Here is a 19,928-nt window from a genome sequence, read left to right as displayed (position 1 = left end):
GATACTTCTATTTTTTCACTGCGCCTGGGCCGCCGCATGCTTGCGGGCCGCGGCCAGCACGCGTTTGGCGTCTTCCAGCTTCGGATCGGCGGCCAGCGCCTGGGCAGCAGCGGCCTGGGCCACATCCCAGTGGCCGAGTTTGGCGGCGGCAAGGGCCAGGGACTGGTCGTGGAGGGCTGAAGCACCGCCCCGGTCCTTGGCTTCCAGGAGCAGCCGTTCGGCCAGCGCCCATTCTTCGCCCTTGCCGGCGGCCAGCAGCATGAAATCATAGACCCTGGGATTTTCCGGGGCTTCTTCCAGGGCGCGTTTGAGATATTCAAAGGCGGCCTTGGGCTGACCGGCTTCAATCAGGCGCGAGGCAATGAGCGGGAACAAACCTTTTTCGTCCACATAGTCTTCAACAGCAGCCCGGAAGAGGCGTTGCGCCTCCAGCAGATTGCCTTCGGCCAGGAGTTTGGTCCCTTTGATGACGGCATGATCGATGCGCAATTTGCGCTGGCGCATGGCCTCGATGTCTTCGCTGCCCAGATCGCTTTCGATTTTTTTGGCCAGCGTCATGGCAAAGGCGGACAGTTTCTGTTCCTGGCCTTTGACGTAGGGGATGCCGTTGGGAACGTATTTTTTAACGCTTGGCAGTTTGCTTATGTTGCCAAAGCACTCGCGCAAGAGGCTCTCGATGGTCGTGCGCTCGCTGCCGGGGAGTTTGACGGACAGAAACGATCGCATGGCCATGGCAACGAGTTGCACGGCCCGCAGTTCGTCGTTTTTGGCATAGGCGGATTTGGCCCGGGCCAGGTCTTCGCGGATGGATTTTCCGGTTGGCGGCATGCCGTCTGTTCCTTGTAAGCGCTTGTCGGCGGCGGCGAGCCGTCGAGGGTGGATGGCCGATTGCGGCAAAACGAATCGTAGGGAACTTTGGCGACGATGAAAAGCCCCGGGCTTCAGTGGGCCTCGCCCCAGGTATGGCCGGTTCCCCAATCGACTTCAAGAGGCACGGCCAGGGGATAGACGCCGGCCATGAGTCCGGCCAGCCGCTCTCCGGCAGCCTGGGCCGTCTCGCCGGGTGTTTCCAGCAGCAATTCGTCGTGAATTTGTAAGACGAGCGTGGCTTGCCCCCGGGCCAGTTCCGGGTCGCCGGCTGCGGCCAGCATGGCCATTTTGATGATGTCGGCCGCTCCACCCTGGACCACGGTATTGATGGCCTGCCGCCTCGCCTGGGAGGCGAGCTGGCTGTTGGCCGAGCGGATATCGGGCAAAAGCCGCCGCCGGCCGGCCAGGGTGGTGACGAAACCCTGGGCCTTGGCCGATTCCACGATGCCGTCGTAAAAAGCCGACAGGCCCGGCAGGCGCTCGAAATAGCGGGCGATAAAGGCCTTGGCCACATCAAGCTTGATGCCGAGATCCCGGGACAGTTTCTGCGGTCCCATGCCGTAGAGCAGGCCGAAATTGATGGTCTTGGCCTGACGGCGTTCATCCGGGGCCACCGCTGCCTGTTCCTTGTCAAAAAGCAGGGCGGCGGTGCGGGCGTGGATGTCGGCCCCGTTGGCAAAGGCGTCAAGCAGGGCCGGCTCCCGGGACAGGTGGGCCAGGACGCGCAGTTCGATCTGGGAATAATCGGCCGCCACGAGCTTGTTCCCTGGCGCGGCAATAAAGCAGTCGCGCATGCGCCGGCCGAACTCGCCCCGGATGGGGATATTTTGGAGATTGGGGTTGGAGCTCGACAGCCGGCCGGTGGCCGTGGCCATGTTGTTAAACGTCGTGTGGATGCGCCCGCGCCCGTCGGCCACGGTCGGCAGCGGGCCGAGATAGGTGGAGCGCAGTTTTTCGAGCTTGCGAAATTCCAGGATGCGGTCCACCAGCGGATGGAGGCCGGCCAGGCGTTCCAGGGCTTCCTGGGAGGTGGAGGCGGCACCGCCCGGGGTCTTGCCGTGGGCTTTTAGCCCCAGATCGGTATACAGGATCTCGCCGAGCTGCTGGCTGGAGCGGGGATTAAACGGCTTGCCGGCCAGGGCGACGATGTCGGCCTCAAGGACCGCCAGTTTGCCGGCCACCTCCGTGGCAAAAGAGGCAAAGGCCTCGCGGTCGATGCCGATACCGGCCTGTTCCATGGCGAGGAGAACCGGGATGAGCGGCAGTTCCAGGGTGGCCACCAGGGAGGTCAGGCCGGCAGTCTCCAGGCGGGCGGACAGGGTGTCGGCCAAAAGCGCCCCGGCCCGGGCGCAATCGCTGGGGGAAATAGTTGATGCGTCCACGGCCGGATCGGAAAAGAGGCTGTCGCGCAAGCGGTCAAAGCCATAAGAGCGGGCCTCGGGATTGAGCAGATAGGCGGCCAGCCCCAGATCGAACCACAGGGGCAACGGCAGGGCGGCAAAGGCGGCATGGGCCGCCAGCAGCGCCTTGACCGAGGGCACGGCCACGCGTTTGGCCCGGGCTAGGTAGGCGGCCAGGGCCGGCGGATCGGCGGCGACAAAAAATTCGTCCGGCCCAAAGGACAGGCTGGAGCCGTTTTCCAGCGGCACCAGGGCGAGCGCACGGCCGGCGGCGTCCGGGAGGTCGGCCAGGGCGACCGGCGCGGGGGGGGCCTGGGCGGCAACCGGAGCGGAGGCCGCTGGTGCGGCCGGGGCGGATGCAGCTGTGCCCGGCGCATCGAAAAGAGAGAGCTGGGCCGATTTGGCCGGTTCTTTTTTCGGGGCGGCCTCGGGCGGGCTACCGGGAATCTCCCGGGCCAGGGTGCGAAATTCATAGCCTTCCAGAAAGGCGCGCAGGGCGTCGCGGTCCGGCGGGGTCAGGGCGGCGTCTGACAGGGTCGTGTCGGGCAGGATATCGGTGCGAAGGCGCGTCAGTTCGCGGTAGGTGAAAAGCTCGGCCAGGGCCGGCGCGATTTTTTGGCGCACCGTGGGCTTGACGGTTTCCAGGCCCTCGCGCACCGCTTCCAGGGTGGGCAGCCGGCGCAAAAGCTCCAAGGCGGTTTTGGGACCGATACCCGGGATGCCCGGGATGTTGTCGCTGGTATCGCCGACAAGGGCCTGCAAATCGGGCCAGGAAGCCGGGGTTATGCCGCAGTCGGCGGTGAAATCGGCCAGGGTGGTGAGGCGTTCGGCCTTGCCCGAGGGATCGTAGAGGGCAACCTGCTCGCTCAGGCACTGCTTGAGATCCTTGTCCGCGCCAACGATGACCACGGGCATCTGGTCGCGAAACCGGGCGGCCAGACTGGCGATGCCGTCGTCGGCCTCGGCTCCCTCGGGAACGATGACCGGCACGCCGAGCAGGGCCAGCCCCTGGCGCAGGGGTTCGATCTGCCGGGCCAGGGGTTCGGGCATGGCTTCGCGGTTGGCCTTGTAGTCGGCATAGATCGTACTGCGGAAATTTGGCCCCTTGCCGTCAAGAAAGAAAATCAAATGGCTGGGTTGCTGCTCTTTGAGCAACTTAAACAGAAGCCGGAAAACCATAAACAGCGCACTGGTGGGGAAACCGTCGGACCGGGCGATGTCCCGGAAGGCGTGGTAGCCCCGATACAGGTAGGCGCTGCCATCAACGAGAAAAAGCGGGGTCTTGGCCAAGCCAAGTCGTTGGGCCAGAGTCATGGGGCTCCTTTGGGCGGCAATGCGGCCGCTACGCTGCCTTTCGCTTGTACGGCAGGGAGCGCCCGGTTGCAACCAAACGACGGGGAGCCTCGACAAGGGTCGAAAAGACGGCTAAAAACGCGCTGGAAACGGGCCTGCGCCAGTCTGGTGAATGCCTGTTAACATGAGTGTACATTCTGAATTAATCGTATTATCGGAGAGGACCTTGGTTCAAGGTAATCTCTTGAGATGGAGAGGACACGGCATGAGCGCAAATGCGAAACGGCCTTATCTGGCTATCATAGCGGGTTTATTCATTCTGGGCATGACGGCTGGACACGTTGGCGCCCAGACCCCCGCCAGTGGCACGGACCGCGTGGCCAAGCGCTACAGCGCCGCCCAGCAACCCGCCAGCGCTGCCCCGGCGTCCACGGACCCGGGACTGGAAACGAAGATCGACAAGATCCCGTTGCCTGATTTCGTCCAGCAGAAACAGACCGATCCGGCCGTGGCCCAGGCCACCGGCCAGGCTGCGGCGGCCATGACCGCCGAGGGCCAGGCCTTTGATATGCAGCAAAGCGTCCAGCGCGGTCTGGATGCCAACCCCCAGATGCAGGCGGCCCGCTCCACCCTGTCTGGTTCCGAAGAATACCGGCGTCAGGCGCTGGCCAATTTCGGACCCGTGGGCACCGTCAGCTACGCCTTCCAGCGCACTGACGCCACCACGGTGGGTTCGACCAGCCTCACCCTGCCGGGGAACCAGATCATCAACGCGGTGAAAGGCACCAACCTGAGCACGACCCGCACCGCCTCCACCCGGCAAGGCTACTGGCAAAATCTCTACCAGCTCCAGTTGCAGGTCACCCAGCCGCTTTTCACCGGTTTCCGGCTGTTAAGCACCTATCAAAAAGCCGCCCTGACCAAAGAGCAGGCTGAAGCCAATATCAAGTACACGGAGCTGACCCTGGTCAAAGGGGTGCAGCAGGCCTTTTTGACCTTGCTGCAGGCCCGGGCCAATGTGCTCAGCAACAAGGATTCCGTGGCCCGGCTGGAATCCCAGTACAAAGTTGCCCAGGCCTATTATGACGTCGGTCTCAAGCCCCGCCTGGACGTGTTGCAGGCCGAATCCGATCTGGCCCAGGCCGAACAGGATCTGCTCAAGGCGGAAAACAGCGTCCTGGTGCAGATCGCCCAGCTCAACTCCCTGCTCAACCTGCCGCTGAACCAACAGACCAACTATCTGGGTGAACTGTCCTTTCTGCCCTTTACCATGAAGATCGAGGACTGCCTCGATCAGGCCTACAAACAGCGCCCCGACCTCTACATGGCCGTCAAATCCGTGCAGATCGCCGAGCGCGATGCCAAGATTGCGGCCAGTCCGCTGTATCCGCAAGTCCAGGCCCAGGGGACCTACACCAAAAGCGGCAATACCCTGGACCTCGACCTGAAGGACAATTCCGGCTCCACCACGCCCCAGAACACCACAGTGGGGATCACGGCGTCCCTGCAGGCCTGGGACTGGGGTTCGACCTACTTCGGCCTGCAGGCCGCGCGCGATCAGGTCAAAAAGCTGCAGGCCGATCTGGCCAAGCTGCGCCTGGACATCGGCTATCAGGTCAAGACCTTTTATCTCAACCTGCAAGACGCCGCCAAACGCATCTCCGTGGCCCGCACGGCCCTGGAAGCGTCCAAGGAAGGCTTTCGCATGGCCGTGGCCCGCTATCAGGCGCAAGTCGGCACCAGCACCGACGTGCTGGATGCCCAGGCCCGCGTCAGCACCGCCGAGTTCAACCTGACCCAGTCGCTCACCGACTACCAGAGCGCCCTGGCCGACCTCTACGTGTCCATGGGCGTGAAGAATTTAAGCCTCATGACCAATTAGTTCGCGGGATTTTGCAACGCCAAAAGGCGGCAGGCCAAACGGCCTGCCGCCTTTTTTGCAGATTGCGCCCCACAGGGCGCACCCTGTGGGGCCGGGCGTGCGTCCGGCGGCTATTCGCCCCGGCGCCTGTCGATGGTGCGCCGGGTCAGCACGGCGAAAAAACCGCCGATAAGGCCCAGGGCCAGCCCCCGGCGCATGTCCATGAAAAACAGGCCGCCCAAAACACCCACAGCCCCGCCAATGAGCAGGCCGCGCTTGATCTCGGCCCACAAGGCCTGACGTTTTCCGCCTGCCATCATGCCCGTTTCCCCTCTGGTTCCAAAACGCCGATGCCACCCATATACGGAACAAGCACCCCGGGGACAACCACGGAGCCGTCGGCCTGGACAAAGTTCTCAAGGACTGCGGCCATGGTGCGCCCGATAGCCAGCCCTGAGCCGTTGAGCGTATGCACGTAGGCGGTTTTCTTGCCGCCCTCGGGCTTAAAGCGGATATCAGCCCGCCGGGCCTGGTAGTCCTCGAAATTGGAGCACGAGGAAATTTCGCGGTACTTGTTTTGCCCGGGCAGCCAGACCTCCAGATCGTAGGTCTTGGCCGAGGAAAAGCCCAGGTCGCCTGCGCACAAGGCCACCACCCGATACGGCAGTTCGAGGGCTTGCAAAATGGCCTCGGCGTGGCTGGTCAGCTTTTCCAGCTCGTCGTAGGAGGTGTCGGGATGGACAAAGCGTACCAGTTCCACCTTGCCGAACTGGTGCAGGCGGATAAGCCCCTTGGTGTCCTTGCCGTAGGAGCCGGCCTCGGAGCGAAAGCACTGGGTGTGGCAGACGTAGCCCATGGGCAGGGCCGACTCGGGCAGCGTTTCACCCCGGTGCAGGTTGGTCACCGGCACCTCGGCGGTGGGGATCAGATAGGCGGGCGCGCCTTCGATCTTAAAGAGTTCGTCGGCAAATTTGGGGAGCTGGCCCGTGCCGATGAGGCTTTCATCCGAAACGATGTAGGGCGTGGCCACTTCAAGATAGCCGTGGGCTGCTATGTGCGTATCGAGCATAAAGGCCGCCAGGGCGCGCTCCAAACGGGCCAGCTGCCCCCGCAGCACCACAAAGCGCGCCCCGGAGAGTTTGACCGCCCGTTCGGCGTCCAGCCCCAGAGCCGCGCCGATGTCTTGATGCTCGCGGGCGGGGAAATCGGGAAACGCTCGGGGGGTGCCGACCGTGCGCACGGTGGGATTGTCGGCTTCACCCGCCCCGTCGGGCGTGGTGGCGTGGGGGATGTTGGGGACACCGAGCAGCAGTTCGGCCACTTCGGCGTCGATGGCCTTGGCGGTTTCGTCTAAGGCCTTGATGTCGTCGGACAGGGTGCCCAGCCCGGCCAGGATATGGGCGGCGTCGCTGCCGGCCCGCTTGGCCTTGGCCACTTCGGCCGAAGCGGCGTTGCGCTGGCTCTTTTTCTGCTCGACCGCTGTGAGCAAGGCCCGTCGTTTTTCTTCCAGGGCCAAAAAGGCAGCCATATCGAAGGGAAATCGCCGTCTGGCCATGCCGTCGGCCACGGCGGCCGGGTTTTGGCGCAGGAATTTAAGATCCAGCATGACTCGCTCCTTGTCGTATCGGTCGCCATGCCCTGTACGCGGCCGGTTGTTGCCGCGTCAAGCCCGCTGGCAGCGGCGGGTCGGATCAGCTTGCCACAATTGACAATTATGGAAAGTGGCCGGGCGAAAGGGCAATGACAGCCCCCGGCAATTACGCTACTCGGGGCGAAAGTATTTCCAGGAGGCAGCATGCAAGACCAATTGCACCAACTGGCCCAGGCCGTGGGCCAGGCCTTGACCGCCAAAGGCTGGCTGCTTGGCTGCGCCGAATCCTGCACCGGGGGGCTCTTGGCCAGCGTCCTGACCGACGCCTCCGGTGCCTCGGCCTGGTTCTGCGGCGGCGTGGTGGCGTATGCCAATGCCGTCAAGCGCGACGTGCTGGGGGTGTCCCAGGCGCTGCTCGAGGCCAAGGGGGCGGTCAGCCGCGAGGCCGTGCTGGCCATGGCCAAGGGCGCGCGCGGCGTGCTGCGGGCCGACGTGTCCGTGGCCATCAGCGGCATTGCCGGACCGACGGGCGGCACGCCGCAAAAGCCCGTGGGCACGGTGTGGATGGCCTGGGAGGGACCGCAGGGCGCAACGGTTGCGCGCTTTGAATTTGCCGGAGACCGGCTGGCGGTCAAGCGGCTGGCCGTGCGGGAAGCCCTGGCCGGTGTGCTGGCCCTGGCCGGCGGTGGCAGCGCGCCGGCCCAATGAGCCCGGTGGTTGGCGGTGGCGGGCGTGGCGGCTGGTCGCCGGGTGTTGCCGGCCGGTGCCGTGGGCCGTATTTCCCATACCGTCGTAACCGGGCCGTTGCCGGCTGGTCACCCTGGCCGTGTAGGGGGCGGCTGGGCCGCCTCGCCGGCGGCCGGGGAGGCAGGATGACCATACAGACAGCCCGCCTGGGCGGGGTCATGGGAGTGGCGGAGGCGGCGGATCGGCTGGAGGCCATGGCCCGGGCCTTGCGGGCCGGCAGCCTCGGCGTGGCGGTCGGCCGGGTGTCCATGGAACTGGCTCCGGCGGTGATGCTCGATGTGGAGATCAAAGCCACCAAGCGGCCGGATCGGGAAGGTGTCGACGTGCGCCTGTCGTGGCGTCCGCACCAGCCTGGGGAGTCGGGACTGCGCGGCGAGTTTTAGTGGCTTTTGGCGCACGGGGGCGTCGCAGCGGTGCCGGCAGCCCGGCGCAGGGCGGTAAGTCCTTTGTCGGACACGACCCAGCCCTTGGCGGTGACCCGGCCCTTGAGCTTGATGCGCAGCAGATAGCCGTGCTCAAAGAGATCGCGCAGGTCATCGGCATCAAAGGCCTTCTCCAACTCCTTGGGCATCATGCCCCGGTTCTGGGACAGCCGGGAGTAATGGTACACGTCGGACAGCAGGCGCAGATGCTCGGGCTCCAGGGCCGGGTCGGCGGCACCGTCGGCCAGGAGATGGCGTCCGGGTTCCGTCAGCCGCCAGCCTTCTATGGCCGCGCCGCAGGGAAATGAAAGCTTGACCCGTTCCAAAAATCCGGCATCTTCAAGCACCGCCAATTGTGTCTTGTCGTAGTGCAGGGCCTGCCGTTTCGGCAAGGTTCCGTTATAGCGCTGCACCGTGGAAAACGCGGCGGCGGCGCGCAGGATACTGATCTGGGCGGTGGTGGGCTGCATGGCGTCCCCCTTTTTTTTCCGAGCCTAGCAAAAAGCGCGATAAAGCGGCAACCCTCCGGGAATTCCTGACGATTTCCGCCCCGGCCAGAGGATTTCCGTCCTTTACAATTTGCGCTTTTCTGGTAAGGAACCAGCCTGTTAAGCATTTGTGAAGAAAGGTACATTTCCATGCTCAAATTGGTGGACTATCTCGTCCTCGAACAGCAGGCCGTCCTGGACGCCTGGTTCGATCTTGTGCTCGGCACCTATGCCGAGAGCACGGCCGTGCTCTGGAAAAAGCGGGACGACCCCTTTGCCAATCCCGTGCGCCACCGGTTCGAAGCCGGGATGCGCGGCATTGTGACAAATCTGGCCACCTGCGGCCCGGTGCCCGACGCGGCCACGTTCACGCCGCTGCTCGATGAGATCGTGCGGGTTCGCGCTGTCCAGGACTTCACGCCGTCCCAGGCCACGTCTTTTGTTTTTCTGCTCAAAAAAGCGATTCGGGAAGTCCTGTGGCCAAAGATTGCGGAGGACAACCTCTTCGTGGAACTTTTGGCCCTGGAATCCTCCATCGACGTACTGGCCCTGTTTGCCTTGGATATCTACTGCCAGTGCCGTGAAAAGATTGCCGCCCTTCGGATCGATCAGATCAAGAAACAGTACGACCGGCTCCTTAAACGGGCCAATCTCGTCTGCGACCTCTCCGCCGAGGGAGGGGAGGACCAGTAGGCGTCAATGGGGAAACCTTTAACGAGGTGAGGGTACATGGCAGCGTTTTACTCCTTTCTCGCGGTATTGGCGCTTATCGTCATCCCGTGGCTGGGCGTGGGGATGGGGATGAGCGCGCTGTTCGGGATAGCACTCCCGTACATCGCAATCATCATTTTCATGGTGGGTTTTACCATGCGCATCGTGGATTGGGCCAAAAGCCCGGTTCCGTTTTGCATACCCACCACCGGCGGGCAGCAGAAATCGCTGCCCTGGATCAAATGGAGCCCTTGGGACAATCCGGTTGACAAAAAAGGCGTGTTCATGCGGATGGTCCTGGAAGTGCTCTGCTTCCGGTCGCTTTTCCGCAACACGTCGGTCAAGCTCCAGCAGGATGGCCCCAAGGTCGGCTACAGTTCGGAAAAGTCCCTGTGGTTGTTCTCCTTGATCTTCCACTACTGCTTCCTGCTGATCCTGGTGCGCCACCTGCGCTTTTTCCTGATGCCGATCCCTGGTGCGGTCGGTATCGCCGAATTCCTGGATTCCATCCTCCAGATCGGCCTGCCGGTGATGTACCAGTCCGACGCGCTCATTATGGTCGGTCTGCTGTTTCTGCTGGCCCGCCGCGTTTTCGATGGCAAGGTCCGCTACATCACCCTCATGCAGGACTACTTCCCGTTGTTCCTGCTGCTGGGCATCGTGCTGACCGGCGTCTGGATGCGCTATGTGGTCAAGGTTGACGTCATCGCCGTCAAGGAACTGACCATGAGCATTGTGACGCTGCGGCCGCACATGCCCACGGCGCCCATCGATCCCTCGGTGTACGCCCACCTGACCCTGGTGTGCGCGCTTTTCATCTACTTTCCCTTCTCCAAGCTCATGCACATGGGCGGCATCTTCCTCTCGCCCACCCGCGTTCTCCCCAACATGAGCCGCCGGGCCCAGTGGGTGAACCCCTGGAACGACCCCGCCGTCAAGGCCCATTCCTATGAAGCCTACGAGGACGACTTCCGCGAGAAGATGATCGAAGCCGGACTCCCCGTGGATAAAAAGGCCTAAAAGGGCCTGAATCAACTATTTCTGGAGAGAAGTGAGGAGCGATCATGGCCAAGTATCCGCCACCGGAAGAACTCATTAAGATCAACTACTCCACGCCGGTCAAGTCGTGGATGGACACTAAGACGCCGTTTAAACCCGGCAATTTCAGCTACCCCGGCAAGCCCGATATCCTTAAGTATCTGGGCATGCCCAATCCGCGCGTCTGGAGCCCCACCGACGACGACTGGCAGTTGCCGCCCGACTGGCAGCGCCTCGTCATGGAGAAGTTCCGTTCGCTTTTAAAGAAGTACCGCTCGTTTAAAGTCTTTATGGACATCTGCGTGCGCTGCGGTGCCTGCGCGGACAAGTGCCACTTCTTTATCGGCGGCGGCGATCCCAAGAACATGCCGGTGCTGCGCGCCGAGCTGCTGCGCTCGATCTATCGGGGCGAATTCTCGGCAGCCGCCAAGGTGCTCGGCAAGCTGGCCGGTGCCCGCAAGCTTGAAGAAGACGTCATCAAGGAATGGTTCCTGTACTTTTACCAGTGCACGGAATGCCGCCGGTGTTCGCTTTTCTGCCCCTACGGCATCGACACCGCCGAAATCACCATGATGGCCCGCGAGCTGCTCCACGAAGTCGGCTGCAACATCAACTGGATTCTCGAACCGGCTGCCAACTGCAACCGCACCGGCAACCACCTCGGCATCCAGCCCCATGCCTACAAAGACATGATGGATTTCCTCTGTGACGACATCGAGGACATCACCGGCAAGCGCATCCGCCCCAATGTGAACAAAAAGGGTTGCGAAATCCTTTTCATCACCCCCTCGGGCGACATCTTCGCTGATCCGGGCATCTACACCTACATGGGCTACCTGATCCTGTTCGAGCACCTCGGACTGGATGTCACCTGGAGCACCTACGCGTCCGAAGGCGGCAACTTCGGTCTCTTCACCTCTGACAAGATGATGAAGAAGATCAACGGCAAGATGTACAACGAGGCCAAGCGCCTGGGTGTCAAGTGGATTCTGGGCGGCGAGTGCGGCCACATGTGGCGCGTGATCAACCAGTACATGTCCACCATGAACGGCCCGGCGGATTTCCTGGAAACCCCGGTGTCGCCCATTACCGGCACCAAGTTCGACGCCGCCTCCGGCACCAAGATGCTGCACATCGCGGAGTTTACCGCCGACCTGATCAAGAACAAAAAGCTCAATCTCGATCCGTCGCGCAACGACAACTTCATCAGCACCTTCCACGACTCCTGCAACCCCGCCCGGGGCATGGGTCTGCTCGAAGAACCCCGCTACATCATGAAAAACGTGTGCCGGCAGTTCTACGAAATGCCCGAGAACACCATCCGCGAGCAGACCTTTTGCTGCGGCGGCGGCGCAGGTCTCAACAACGAAGAGTTCACTGAAACGCGTCTGCGCGGCGGTCTGCCCCGGGGCAATGCCGTCAAGTATGTGCGCGATCGTCACGGCGTCAACAACCTGGCCTGCATCTGCGCCATCGACCGCGCCACCCTGCCGCCCCTTTGCGATTATTGGGCTCCCGGTGTCGGCGTCTCCGGTGTGCATGAGTTGGTGGGCAATGCCATCATTCTCGATGGCGAGAAAAAGCGTACCACCGATCTCAGGCAAAACCCCCTGCCGGGGATGGAGGACGAGGAGGAATAACCTATGTACAATGCCAAATATATCATACCAGGCATTCTGTTCTTCCTGGCCCTCGCCTTTGTTCCTGTGATCTACAACCAGGGACATGTGTTCGAGGTCAAGCCGGAACTGCCCAAGGACCAGAAAGAGTGCGTGCTGCCCACCACGGAAATGCGCGACAAGCACATGCAGCTCTTAAATGAATGGCGCAACGAAGCCGTGCGTGACGGTAGCCGTATCTTTATCAATGCCAAGGGGCAGAAGTACGTCAAAAGCCTCACCAACACGTGCATGTCCTGCCACCCGGACAAGACCAAGTTCTGCGACCGCTGCCACGAAACGGTAGGCGTGGCCCCCTATTGCTGGGATTGCCACAATCTCTCGCCGAACCAGAAGTCGCCCATACCCCCGGTTGCCTCGGCGGCTGCGGGCGGACACTAGGCCGGCGCGCCGGTGACACCTCCATTCAAGGGGACTTATACCATGAAAAGCAGCAGACGAAAGTTTATAAAGCTGGCCGCCGTTTCCGCCATGGGAATCGGTGCCGCCCGGCTCGGTTTCCTGGGCGACGCCCCGGCCTTGGCCGGCGATCTGCCCACGGCGACCAATTTTGAGGAGGGCCTCAAAGCCAAGCACTGGGGCATGGCGGTTTTCTCCGCCAAGTTCACGCCTGAACTGATTGCCAAGTGCCGCACGGCCTGCCACACCGAACACAACGTGCCTGACATTGCCGGGCAAAAAGAGATCAAGTGGTTCTGGGGAGCCTCCTACGAGGAATCCTTCCCCACCGAGCACGGCCACTACATGGCCGAGAAGGTTGAGCATCGCCAGTTCCCGCTCCTTTGCAACCAGTGCGAAGCCCCCATGTGCGTCAAGGTCTGCCCCACCCAGGCGACCTTCCAGCGCCCTGACGGCATCGTCATGATGGACTTCCACCGCTGCATCGGTTGCCGTTACTGCATGGCCGGCTGCCCGTTTGGGGCCCGCAGCTTCAACTTCCAGGATCCGCGCCCGTTTATCAAAGAGTTTAACCCCCTATTCCCCACCCGCATGCGCGGCGTTGTGGAAAAATGCAACTTCTGCGCCGAGCGCCTTGCCATCGGCAAGCTGCCTGTGTGTGTGGAAGCGGCCGAGGGCGCGCTGGTGTTCGGCGACCTGTCAGACGAGCAGTCCGACATCCGCAAGGCGCTGCGCGAGAACTTCGCCATCCGCCGCAAACCGGACGCCGGCACCTCGCCGAGCGTGTATTACATCCTGTGAGGTAAGCCATGCTGGAAAAAGCACTCAAAGGAAGTCCCCGTTACTGGGGCACGCTGACGGCCCTGGGCATGGTCATGCTGTTGGGGCTGGGTTTCTGGCTCTACCAGTTGACCTTCGGCATGCAGATTACGGGGCTTAACCGTGACGTGTCCTGGGGCTTTTACATCGCCCAGTTCACCTATCTGGTCGGCGTGGCCGCCTCGGCCGTCATGCTCGTCCTGCCCTATTACTTCCACCACTACAAAGAATTCTCCAAGATGATCATCCTGGGTGAATTCCTGGCCATTGCCGCCGTGGTTATGTGCCTGGGCTTTATCGTCGTTGACATTGGTCAGCCCCAGCGCATGCTCAACGTGCTGCTCAATCCCACGCCGCATTCGGTCCTGTTCTGGGATATGGTGGTCTTAAACGGCTATCTGTTCCTCAACATCATCGTGGGCTGGACGAGCCTGCAGTACTTTAAAAACGACATGACCCCGCCCAAGTGGGTCAAGATCCTGGCCATCGTGTCGGTCATCTGGGCCTTTTCCATCCACACCGTCACGGCCTTTTTGTACGCCGGCCTGCCCGGACGCCACTACTTCCTGACGGCCATCATGGCCGCCCGGTTCCTGGCTTCCGCGTTCTGTTCCGGTCCGGCCATCCTGCTGCTGCTGGTGCTGTTTTTGCGCCGCCTGACCGGGTTTGACCCGGGCCAGAAGGCCATCAACCGTTTGGCCGTCATCATCACCTACGCCATGTGCGTGAACATCTTCTTCTTTTTGCTTGAAGTGTTCACCTCGTTTTACAGCAACATGCCCGGCCACATGGCCCCGCTGATCTACCTGTTTCAGGGGATCGACGGCCACACCATGATGGTGCCGTTTATGTGGACCGCCGTGGTCCTGGGCCTGGGCAGCCTGCTGTTCCTGATCCCCACGCCGATACGTCAGAAGACGCCGGCCCTGGTGACGGGACTGATCATGCTGGTCATCGCCTCCTGGATCGACAAGGGCCTGGGCCTTTTGATCGGCGGGTTCACCCCCAACCCGTTTGAGACGGTGACGGTGTATTCGCCGACGATTCCCGAGATCATGATTTCGCTCATGATCTTTTCCCTCGGCGGCATTGTCCTCACCGTGTTGTGGAAGATCGCCATCGAAGTGCGCGTCGAAGTCGAAGGCGGCAACCTGTCCATGGTTCCGCCCCCGGCTGCCGAATAGCGCCAGCCGACCTGCTTAAGGTAAAGGCCCGTCTCCGTGAGGAGGCGGGCCTTTTTGCGTTGAGCACCCGGCAGGGCGCCTCTGACGGTACTAGCGGGAAACATGTGCATGCAAGGCAAGGCTCTACTCAGGAAGGTGGCTTGACATTTTCTCCGATATATGGATTTTAATAGATATACACAAATATATGGAAGCGTAAATATGTACAGGCAAGCCATTGTGATCTTAATGCTCATCGGGAACTGTGGATCCGCATGGGCTTGGCCCGTTGCTCCGAGTGCAAAAACACTGGAAACCAGCCCCAGCGTTGTTTGTGGTGATCAAGCGAAAACGTGTCGGGTTTGTTGGGAAGGGAAACGACAGGAATTGGAGAATTTTCGCTGCGAAACCGAAGCGTTCAGAGGGAGGTGTGAAAATTTTAATGCGTCCGTTGATGAAGAAAGGAATGAGATGGAAATAAGCCGGAAGGACGGCTCAATAACCGATGAAATATACAGGCAACGACTTGCGGATTACCGCGGAAAAATGCTGGAGTATAATGCCTGCATCAGAGACTACAGGCTAGCCAATAATAGTTACAGCCAAAAGATGGATTTTTGTAAGCAAGAGTCGAAAGCATGTTTGAAGCGATTGATCCCACTTAATCGAAAGGAGTAGGAGCTGTGGAAAGCCAATTGCATTTTATAACGGCATTAAGTGTTTTTGCTCCATTAATTGCAACAGTAGCAGTGGTCACGTTTCTCGGTGGGTTGATTTTGAAATTATTTTTTGATTTACGTGTTGCAGAAGGCACTGTCATTGTCGGAGCATATGCATCGCTTGGTGTTTTTTTTGGATTCTGCGTTGGCGCAAGCGCTTCTCCATTGTTGGGAAGTATCCTGGGGTTCGTTGTCCCCATTTTGACCATGCTCACTGGGGTGTTATTCAAAGACAGAACTGACGTTTTGGCAAAGTATGCACCAGCTGCCTTTGTGTCAGTGGTCGCTTTGTTGTCTTGTATGCTGCTAAGTATGGTCTATGCAACGCAGTTATACCAGTGATTGACTTCCTAGTCATCCTCGCCCTGCACCAGTTCGCGGCCTTCGCCGGGATAGATGCGCCGCTCTGAAAAAGGGGTGGGCGTCGGCGCGGGCCATTTGCCGGGCTGGGTCTCGGACCCTTCCCGGGCCACCGGGGACGGATTGCGGTCGGCCATGACCGGATGGGCGCGAATATCCACACCCGGCACCGGGCAACTGAATTCAATGGCGATATTGTTGGGATCAAACGAATAGAGCGAGAAGATAAAGCCGTGGTCGATCAATTCCGACGCCCAGAAGCCAGCTGCTTCCAGGCGGTCCCGGATGTCCCACAGGTCGTTGCGGTCGCGTACGCCGATGGAGACATGGTCGAAAGCAAACGGGCCTGCAACCGGCACCCCGTGATCCTTGGGCTCGATGGGCGTGACATTGGGCCACTCAAAAAAGGCCAGCATGTCTGTCCCGGAAAGCTCCAGAAAATAATGGCGATAGCCGGGACGCCCAAGACCTGCCACCAGCCGCATTCCGAGCAGATCGCGCCAGAAGCGGATGGTGGCGTCCATGTCGGCCGTGGCCAGGGCCAGGTGGTTTATGCCGGTGTAGTGCATGCACGGACTCCGCGTGTGGATCAATCGGTCTCGATCCCCAGGCTTTGCGGGTAAAAAACGCCCTGAAAGACCAGCTCGGCCGCGCCGCGCAGATAGGTCTTGCCATCGCGCAGGATAACGCCGAGCACCTCGCCGCCGGTGGTGATGATTTCCGTTTCCTCGCCGGTCATGCCGAGTTCCCGGGCAACGATGGCCGAAGCCACGGCCCCGGTGCCGCAGGCGTAGGTTTCGTCTTCCACGCCGCGCTCGTAGGTGCGCAGCGACAGGGAGCCATGGGCCTCGGAACTGATGAAATTGGCGTTGGTCCCGGCCGGGGCAAAGGCCGGATGCTGGCGGATGGCCCGACCGAGCTTCCAGACTTCGACCATCTCGATATGGTCCATGACGGCCACCACATGGGGCACGCCGGTATTGACGCTGTGCAGATGAAACGGCCGGCCCTCGATCTCGATTTCCAGATTGAGCCGCAAATCCTTGGGCGGGGTCAGGAGCACCGTCACCTGGGTGGAGTCTTCGTCAACCTCGGCCTCGATGGGACCGGCGTCGGTGCCAAAGGTATGTCTGGCCGGGGCGATGCCGAGCAGCCAGGCAAGCCGGGCGGCGCAGCGCGAGCCGTTGCCGCACATCTCGGCCCGGGAGCCGTCGGCATTGAAAAAATGCCAGATATAGGCAAGCCCGGACCCGGCCGGGGCGTGGTCGATAAAGATCATGCCATCGGCCCCGACGCCAAAGGCCTTGCGGCACACGGCCATGACAAGCTCGGGCATGGCTGCCGGATCGATTTCCAGGGCGCGGTTGTCCACGCACACGAAATCGTTGCCGCAGCCCTGCATCTTATAAAAGGGAACGGAAGCGCCGCAAACGGCCTCAATGTCCATGCCAGTCTCCTTTCGGATGTAGTGTCGCGAGGCTAGCAGATCGGCCTTGCCCCGTCGAGAGGGGGGGCGGGGTGTTGGGGTCCGAGTCCAGCCCGGCCGGTGCGTCAAGGCTGCCCGGCTTGCCTCCCTAAGAGTCGGCCAAAACGGCCCGGGTCCACAGCCGCACGGAATTGATCAGCCACAACGCCTCGGCCCGGGCCAGATCGGCCGGGGTGAGCTGCGCTTCGGTGAGAATGCCTTGGGCGAGCAAACGCCCCCGGCACACACCCGGAAGCAGACCGCAGGCAAGCGCCGGGGTCAGTAGCCGCCCGTCCAGACGGACAACGAGATTGGCCCGGCAACTCTCGGTCACAGAGCCGTCGGTGTTGACCAGCAACACATCATCGCAGTCCGGGCGGGCCGCCAGGGCGCGGTCGTAGCGCTCCCGCCGGGTTGTTTTGTGGAAAAGTTGCGGGTCGGCGGGGTTCACCGGCTCGGGGCAAAAGCCCAGCACGGCCGGTCGGGCCAGGCGGGGCGGCAGCGGGAAGGATTCACAGGTGACCGAGCCGTTTGGGGCCAGCAGCAGCCGCACCCGGCGGCGAGCACCGGACGCGTCCAGGACGGCGGCAGCCAGGGCGGCGTCGATGGCCGGCTCATGGACGGGAAATCCGAGTATCCGCGCCGAGGCCATGAGCCGGGCGCGGTGCTGCGCCGCAAACGCGTAGCGCCCGTTATCCAGGCGCAGGGTTTCCAGCAAGGCGAAATCCGGTGCCGGATCGGTCAGGAACCGGGCTTTGAGCTGGCACTCGGCGTATTCCTCGGCGTGGTGGGAATCATGGGTGATGCCGCCGCCGACGCCAAAGCGGGCGCGCCCGTCGGCGTGGTTGAGGCTGATGGTGCGGATGGCCACGTTAAACAGGCAGTCGCCGTTTGGGGCCACCCAGCCGATGGTGCCGGTGTAAAAGCCCCGCGGATGGGGTTCCAGCTCGCGTATGGCGGCCATGGCCCGGCGTTTGGGGGCACCGGTGACCGAGCCGCACGGAAAAAGAGCGGTGAGGATGGCGAGCAGATCCTGGCTGCGGGACACCTCGGCGGTGACGGTTGTGGTCATCTGCCAGGCTGCGCCAAGCGGCTCCACGGCAAAAAGGTCACTGACGGCCACGCTGCCGGGCCGGGCGATACGGCCCAGGTCGTTGCGCATGAGATCGGTGATCATGCGATTTTCCGCCTGGTTTTTCGGGCAGGCGGCCAGGGCCGCGGCCTCCCCGGCATCGGCTTCGGGCGTGCTGCCCCGAGCCATGGTGCCTTTCATGGGCCGCACGGTGAGGCGCTCGCCGTGTCGCATAAAAAAAATTTCCGGGGAAAACGACAACAGCGACGCCTCGCCCATATCCAGGCGGCAGCACAGGGCGGCCTGCTGCCGGGCGGCCAGGGCGGCAAACCAGGCGTTGTGGTCGCCGGCAAAACGGGTTTCCAGAGGAAAGGTGAAATTGACCTGATAGTATTCGCCAAGGACTATCTGGCAACGGATGGCGGCGATGGCCCGGTCGTAGGCCTCACGTGAAACAAGCGGCGTCCAGGGGGCGGCCGTAGCCGGACCGGCCGGGTTGGGCGGCAGGGCCGCAAGGGGGGCGTCGTAGGCCGCGGCAAAAACCAGCGGTTCGCCGTTTGGGGGATGGACCGGGAGACATGGGTCAAAGGCGGCGGCCGCTTCATAGGCCAGGGCCAGCACCAGCCAGCGTCCCTGGCGCTGCTGTTCCTGGGCGTCTTTAATGGTTGAGAGCACCGTGTCCAGGCAAAGGGCCGTGCGCGTCCAGCACGGTCCGGCAAAGGCGCGGGACCAGTCCAGGCCGGGGCGGCTGCCGGGGCGGGCCGTGGAGCAAAAGATGGCGTCGCCGATCACAGGCGCGGCGTTTCCTGCCGCAGCCAGCGGGCAAAGCGCGGTGCGGTGGCCTTTTGGCTTGATTGCGGGTAAAGCTGCGGGCAACCGATCCGGCCTTGTCCGGACGTCGTCGGCGTGGGACCGGCGGCGACACGGCTTTTTCGGGAGGCCTTTATGCGTGGACGCGTGCTCAAAATTTTCATGGTGCTCCTTGTATTGCTGCCTGTGGGCCTGACCGGCTATCTGGCCAATTCGCTGTATAACCGCAAGGGGGTGCCCGAGGCCCTGGAGAATTTGACCAAGCAGTTGTTTCGCTCCAAGGAGGAAGAGCGCAAGGCGGAAATCCGGGCCAAAGCCTTGGAAAGCAAAACCGAGGAACTGCAAACCGCTTACGACGCCCTGGTGGCGGATCTTCGCGGCGAAGTCGACAGTCGCGATATTCGGGTGCGCCAGTTTCGGGAAAAGCTCGAAATCAATTTCGTGGACAAGGTGCTGTTCGCTTCGGGCAGCGCCGAGGTCACACCCAAGGGCCGCGATATCTTAAGCCGGGTCGGAGCGGTGCTGGGCAAGGTCAAGGGCAAAAGCATTTATGTGGTCGGGCACACCGACAACATGCCCATCCATTCGGCGCTCTACCCGTCCAACTGGGAACTGTCCTCGGCCCGGGCCTCCTCGGTCATCCGCCTTCTGTCCGAGGCAACGGGCCTGTCGCCGGAACGCTTCACCGCCATGGGCCGGGCTTTTTACCAGCCAGTGGCCAGCAACACCACACCCGAAGGCCGGCAGGAAAATCGCCGTGTGGACATCATTGTGGCCGACGTGCCGCTTCTGGCCGGCGAAACCGGGTCCCAGTCCATGCGGGGAACGGTGCCCGGCCATCCAGACAAGGCCGCTGAAGAGGAAGAGGGAGCAAGCGGCGAGCCGTTGCGCCAGACCGCGCCACCGGCCGGTTCCGGGCTTTCGGGCGGGCCAGACGCCGGCGTGACGCCGGCGGGCGAACCCGGCACGACCCCGCCAGCGGCCAGCCCCCCGGCTGTGGCGACGCCGGCAGCCCCGTCGG

Annotated in this window: 19 protein-coding genes; 11 read left to right on the top strand and 8 right to left on the bottom strand. The window is 62.2% G+C overall.

The genetic code is table 11. The annotated features are described in order from the left end of the window. Positions 1-15: 15 nt before the first annotated feature. On the bottom strand, positions 16-828 hold the full coding sequence (locus GTA51_RS14795; protein WP_160962388.1) for a tetratricopeptide repeat protein: 813 nt from the start codon (positions 826-828) through the stop codon (positions 16-18). Between the two features lie 113 nt (positions 829-941). Further along, positions 942-3,584 carry a DNA polymerase I gene (polA, locus tag GTA51_RS14790; protein WP_160962386.1) on the bottom strand — a complete coding sequence of 881 codons (2,643 nt, stop codon included), beginning with the start codon at positions 3,582-3,584 and terminating at the stop codon, positions 942-944. Positions 3,585-3,828: 244 nt separating this feature from the next. Here polA and GTA51_RS14785 point away from each other — a divergent pair, with 244 nt between their 5' ends. Next, positions 3,829-5,445: a TolC family protein gene (locus tag GTA51_RS14785; RefSeq protein ID WP_160962384.1), complete on the top strand. Its 1,617-nt coding sequence runs from the start codon at positions 3,829-3,831 to the stop codon at positions 5,443-5,445. Between the two features lie 110 nt (positions 5,446-5,555). Here GTA51_RS14785 and GTA51_RS14780 read toward each other — a convergent pair whose 3' ends face one another. Together GTA51_RS14780 and serS are read right to left on the bottom strand one after the other, a co-directional pair. Continuing rightward, positions 5,556-5,744, bottom strand: a complete 189-nt coding sequence (locus tag GTA51_RS14780) for a hypothetical protein (protein ID WP_160962382.1) — start codon at positions 5,742-5,744, stop codon at positions 5,556-5,558. Next, positions 5,741-7,030 (bottom strand): serine--tRNA ligase, encoded by a 1,290-nt coding sequence (serS, locus tag GTA51_RS14775; protein ID WP_160962380.1) that lies wholly within the window; start codon positions 7,028-7,030, stop codon positions 5,741-5,743. The genes GTA51_RS14780 and serS overlap by 4 nt, the downstream gene beginning before the upstream one ends. A 189-nt stretch (positions 7,031-7,219) precedes the next feature. Between serS and GTA51_RS14770 the strand changes: the two genes are divergently transcribed. Both GTA51_RS14770 and GTA51_RS14765 read left to right on the top strand, forming a co-directional pair. Next, the gene (locus GTA51_RS14770; protein WP_160962378.1) at positions 7,220-7,723 is read left to right on the top strand and encodes a CinA family protein; all 504 of its coding nucleotides are present in this window, start codon (positions 7,220-7,222) and stop codon (positions 7,721-7,723) included. A 164-nt stretch (positions 7,724-7,887) separates the two neighbouring features. Next, positions 7,888-8,145, top strand: a complete 258-nt coding sequence (locus tag GTA51_RS14765) for an amphi-Trp domain-containing protein (RefSeq protein ID WP_160962376.1) — start codon at positions 7,888-7,890, stop codon at positions 8,143-8,145. Here GTA51_RS14765 and GTA51_RS14760 read toward each other — a convergent pair. Further along, positions 8,142-8,654, bottom strand: a complete 513-nt coding sequence (locus GTA51_RS14760; RefSeq protein ID WP_160962374.1) for a hypothetical protein — start codon at positions 8,652-8,654, stop codon at positions 8,142-8,144. The two genes, GTA51_RS14765 and GTA51_RS14760, sit on opposite strands and share 4 nt — an antisense overlap. Before the next feature lie 168 nt (positions 8,655-8,822). Here GTA51_RS14760 and GTA51_RS14755 point away from each other — a divergent pair, with 168 nt between their 5' ends. The 7 genes from GTA51_RS14755 (at position 8,823) to GTA51_RS14725 (ending at position 15,542) form a co-directional block, all read left to right on the top strand. Then, complete coding sequence (locus GTA51_RS14755; RefSeq protein WP_160962372.1) at positions 8,823-9,365, top strand: RsbRD N-terminal domain-containing protein; 543 nt, start codon at positions 8,823-8,825, stop codon at positions 9,363-9,365. Positions 9,366-9,401: 36 nt separating this feature from the next. Continuing rightward, a complete protein-coding gene (dsrM, locus tag GTA51_RS14750; protein WP_160962370.1) occupies positions 9,402-10,403 on the top strand; it encodes a sulfate reduction electron transfer complex DsrMKJOP subunit DsrM in 1,002 nt (333 codons plus the stop codon). Positions 10,404-10,447: 44 nt separating this feature from the next. Continuing rightward, complete coding sequence (gene dsrK / locus GTA51_RS14745) at positions 10,448-12,061, top strand: sulfate reduction electron transfer complex DsrMKJOP subunit DsrK (RefSeq protein ID WP_160962368.1); 1,614 nt, start codon at positions 10,448-10,450, stop codon at positions 12,059-12,061. Between the two features lie 3 nt (positions 12,062-12,064). Continuing rightward, positions 12,065-12,481 carry a sulfate reduction electron transfer complex DsrMKJOP subunit DsrJ gene (gene dsrJ / locus GTA51_RS14740; RefSeq protein ID WP_160962366.1) on the top strand — a complete coding sequence of 139 codons (417 nt, stop codon included), beginning with the start codon at positions 12,065-12,067 and terminating at the stop codon, positions 12,479-12,481. A 42-nt stretch (positions 12,482-12,523) separates the two neighbouring features. Further along, positions 12,524-13,300, top strand: coding sequence for a sulfate reduction electron transfer complex DsrMKJOP subunit DsrO (dsrO, locus tag GTA51_RS14735; protein WP_160962363.1), 777 nt, complete (start codon positions 12,524-12,526; stop codon positions 13,298-13,300). An 8-nt stretch (positions 13,301-13,308) separates the two neighbouring features. Beyond that, entirely contained in the window at positions 13,309-14,502 is a 1,194-nt protein-coding gene (gene dsrP / locus GTA51_RS14730) for a sulfate reduction electron transfer complex DsrMKJOP subunit DsrP (RefSeq protein WP_160962361.1), read from the top strand. Between the two features lie 662 nt (positions 14,503-15,164). Continuing rightward, positions 15,165-15,542 (top strand): hypothetical protein, encoded by a 378-nt coding sequence (locus tag GTA51_RS14725; RefSeq protein ID WP_160962359.1) that lies wholly within the window; start codon positions 15,165-15,167, stop codon positions 15,540-15,542. An 8-nt stretch (positions 15,543-15,550) separates the two neighbouring features. Here GTA51_RS14725 and GTA51_RS14720 read toward each other — a convergent pair whose 3' ends face one another. From GTA51_RS14720 to pabB, 3 genes are all read right to left on the bottom strand, one after another. Then, entirely contained in the window at positions 15,551-16,129 is a 579-nt protein-coding gene (locus GTA51_RS14720; RefSeq protein ID WP_160962357.1) for a VOC family protein, read from the bottom strand. Between the two features lie 20 nt (positions 16,130-16,149). Beyond that, on the bottom strand, positions 16,150-17,007 hold the full coding sequence (gene dapF / locus GTA51_RS14715) for a diaminopimelate epimerase (RefSeq protein WP_160962355.1): 858 nt from the start codon (positions 17,005-17,007) through the stop codon (positions 16,150-16,152). Positions 17,008-17,134: 127 nt separating this feature from the next. Then, entirely contained in the window at positions 17,135-18,889 is a 1,755-nt protein-coding gene (pabB, locus tag GTA51_RS14710; protein ID WP_160962353.1) for an aminodeoxychorismate synthase component I, read from the bottom strand. Between the two features lie 153 nt (positions 18,890-19,042). Here pabB and GTA51_RS14705 point away from each other — a divergent pair. Beyond that, positions 19,043-19,928 (top strand): OmpA family protein (locus tag GTA51_RS14705; protein ID WP_160962351.1); only part of this gene is annotated, 886 nt, incomplete at its 3' end.

Origin of the sequence: Solidesulfovibrio aerotolerans (genome assembly GCF_009856865.1) — a bacterium.
Taxonomy (GTDB): domain Bacteria; phylum Desulfobacterota; class Desulfovibrionia; order Desulfovibrionales; family Desulfovibrionaceae; genus Solidesulfovibrio; species Solidesulfovibrio aerotolerans.
This window is presented reverse-complemented; position numbering and strand designations above follow the sequence as displayed.

Coding starts and splice junctions, on each gene's coding strand:
- GTA51_RS14795 (WP_160962388.1), bottom strand. CDS start 828: ATGCCGCCAACCGGAAAATCCATCCGCGAAGACCTGGCCCGGGCCAAA.
- polA (WP_160962386.1), bottom strand. CDS start 3,584: ATGACTCTGGCCCAACGACTTGGCTTGGCCAAGACCCCGCTTTTTCTC.
- GTA51_RS14785 (WP_160962384.1), top strand. CDS start 3,829: ATGAGCGCAAATGCGAAACGGCCTTATCTGGCTATCATAGCGGGTTTA.
- GTA51_RS14780 (WP_160962382.1), bottom strand. CDS start 5,744: ATGATGGCAGGCGGAAAACGTCAGGCCTTGTGGGCCGAGATCAAGCGC.
- serS (WP_160962380.1), bottom strand. CDS start 7,030: ATGCTGGATCTTAAATTCCTGCGCCAAAACCCGGCCGCCGTGGCCGAC.
- GTA51_RS14770 (WP_160962378.1), top strand. CDS start 7,220: ATGCAAGACCAATTGCACCAACTGGCCCAGGCCGTGGGCCAGGCCTTG.
- GTA51_RS14765 (WP_160962376.1), top strand. CDS start 7,888: ATGACCATACAGACAGCCCGCCTGGGCGGGGTCATGGGAGTGGCGGAG.
- GTA51_RS14760 (WP_160962374.1), bottom strand. CDS start 8,654: ATGCAGCCCACCACCGCCCAGATCAGTATCCTGCGCGCCGCCGCCGCG.
- GTA51_RS14755 (WP_160962372.1), top strand. CDS start 8,823: ATGCTCAAATTGGTGGACTATCTCGTCCTCGAACAGCAGGCCGTCCTG.
- dsrM (WP_160962370.1), top strand. CDS start 9,402: ATGGCAGCGTTTTACTCCTTTCTCGCGGTATTGGCGCTTATCGTCATC.
- dsrK (WP_160962368.1), top strand. CDS start 10,448: ATGGCCAAGTATCCGCCACCGGAAGAACTCATTAAGATCAACTACTCC.
- dsrJ (WP_160962366.1), top strand. CDS start 12,065: ATGTACAATGCCAAATATATCATACCAGGCATTCTGTTCTTCCTGGCC.
- dsrO (WP_160962363.1), top strand. CDS start 12,524: ATGAAAAGCAGCAGACGAAAGTTTATAAAGCTGGCCGCCGTTTCCGCC.
- dsrP (WP_160962361.1), top strand. CDS start 13,309: ATGCTGGAAAAAGCACTCAAAGGAAGTCCCCGTTACTGGGGCACGCTG.
- GTA51_RS14720 (WP_160962357.1), bottom strand. CDS start 16,129: ATGCACTACACCGGCATAAACCACCTGGCCCTGGCCACGGCCGACATG.
- dapF (WP_160962355.1), bottom strand. CDS start 17,007: ATGGACATTGAGGCCGTTTGCGGCGCTTCCGTTCCCTTTTATAAGATG.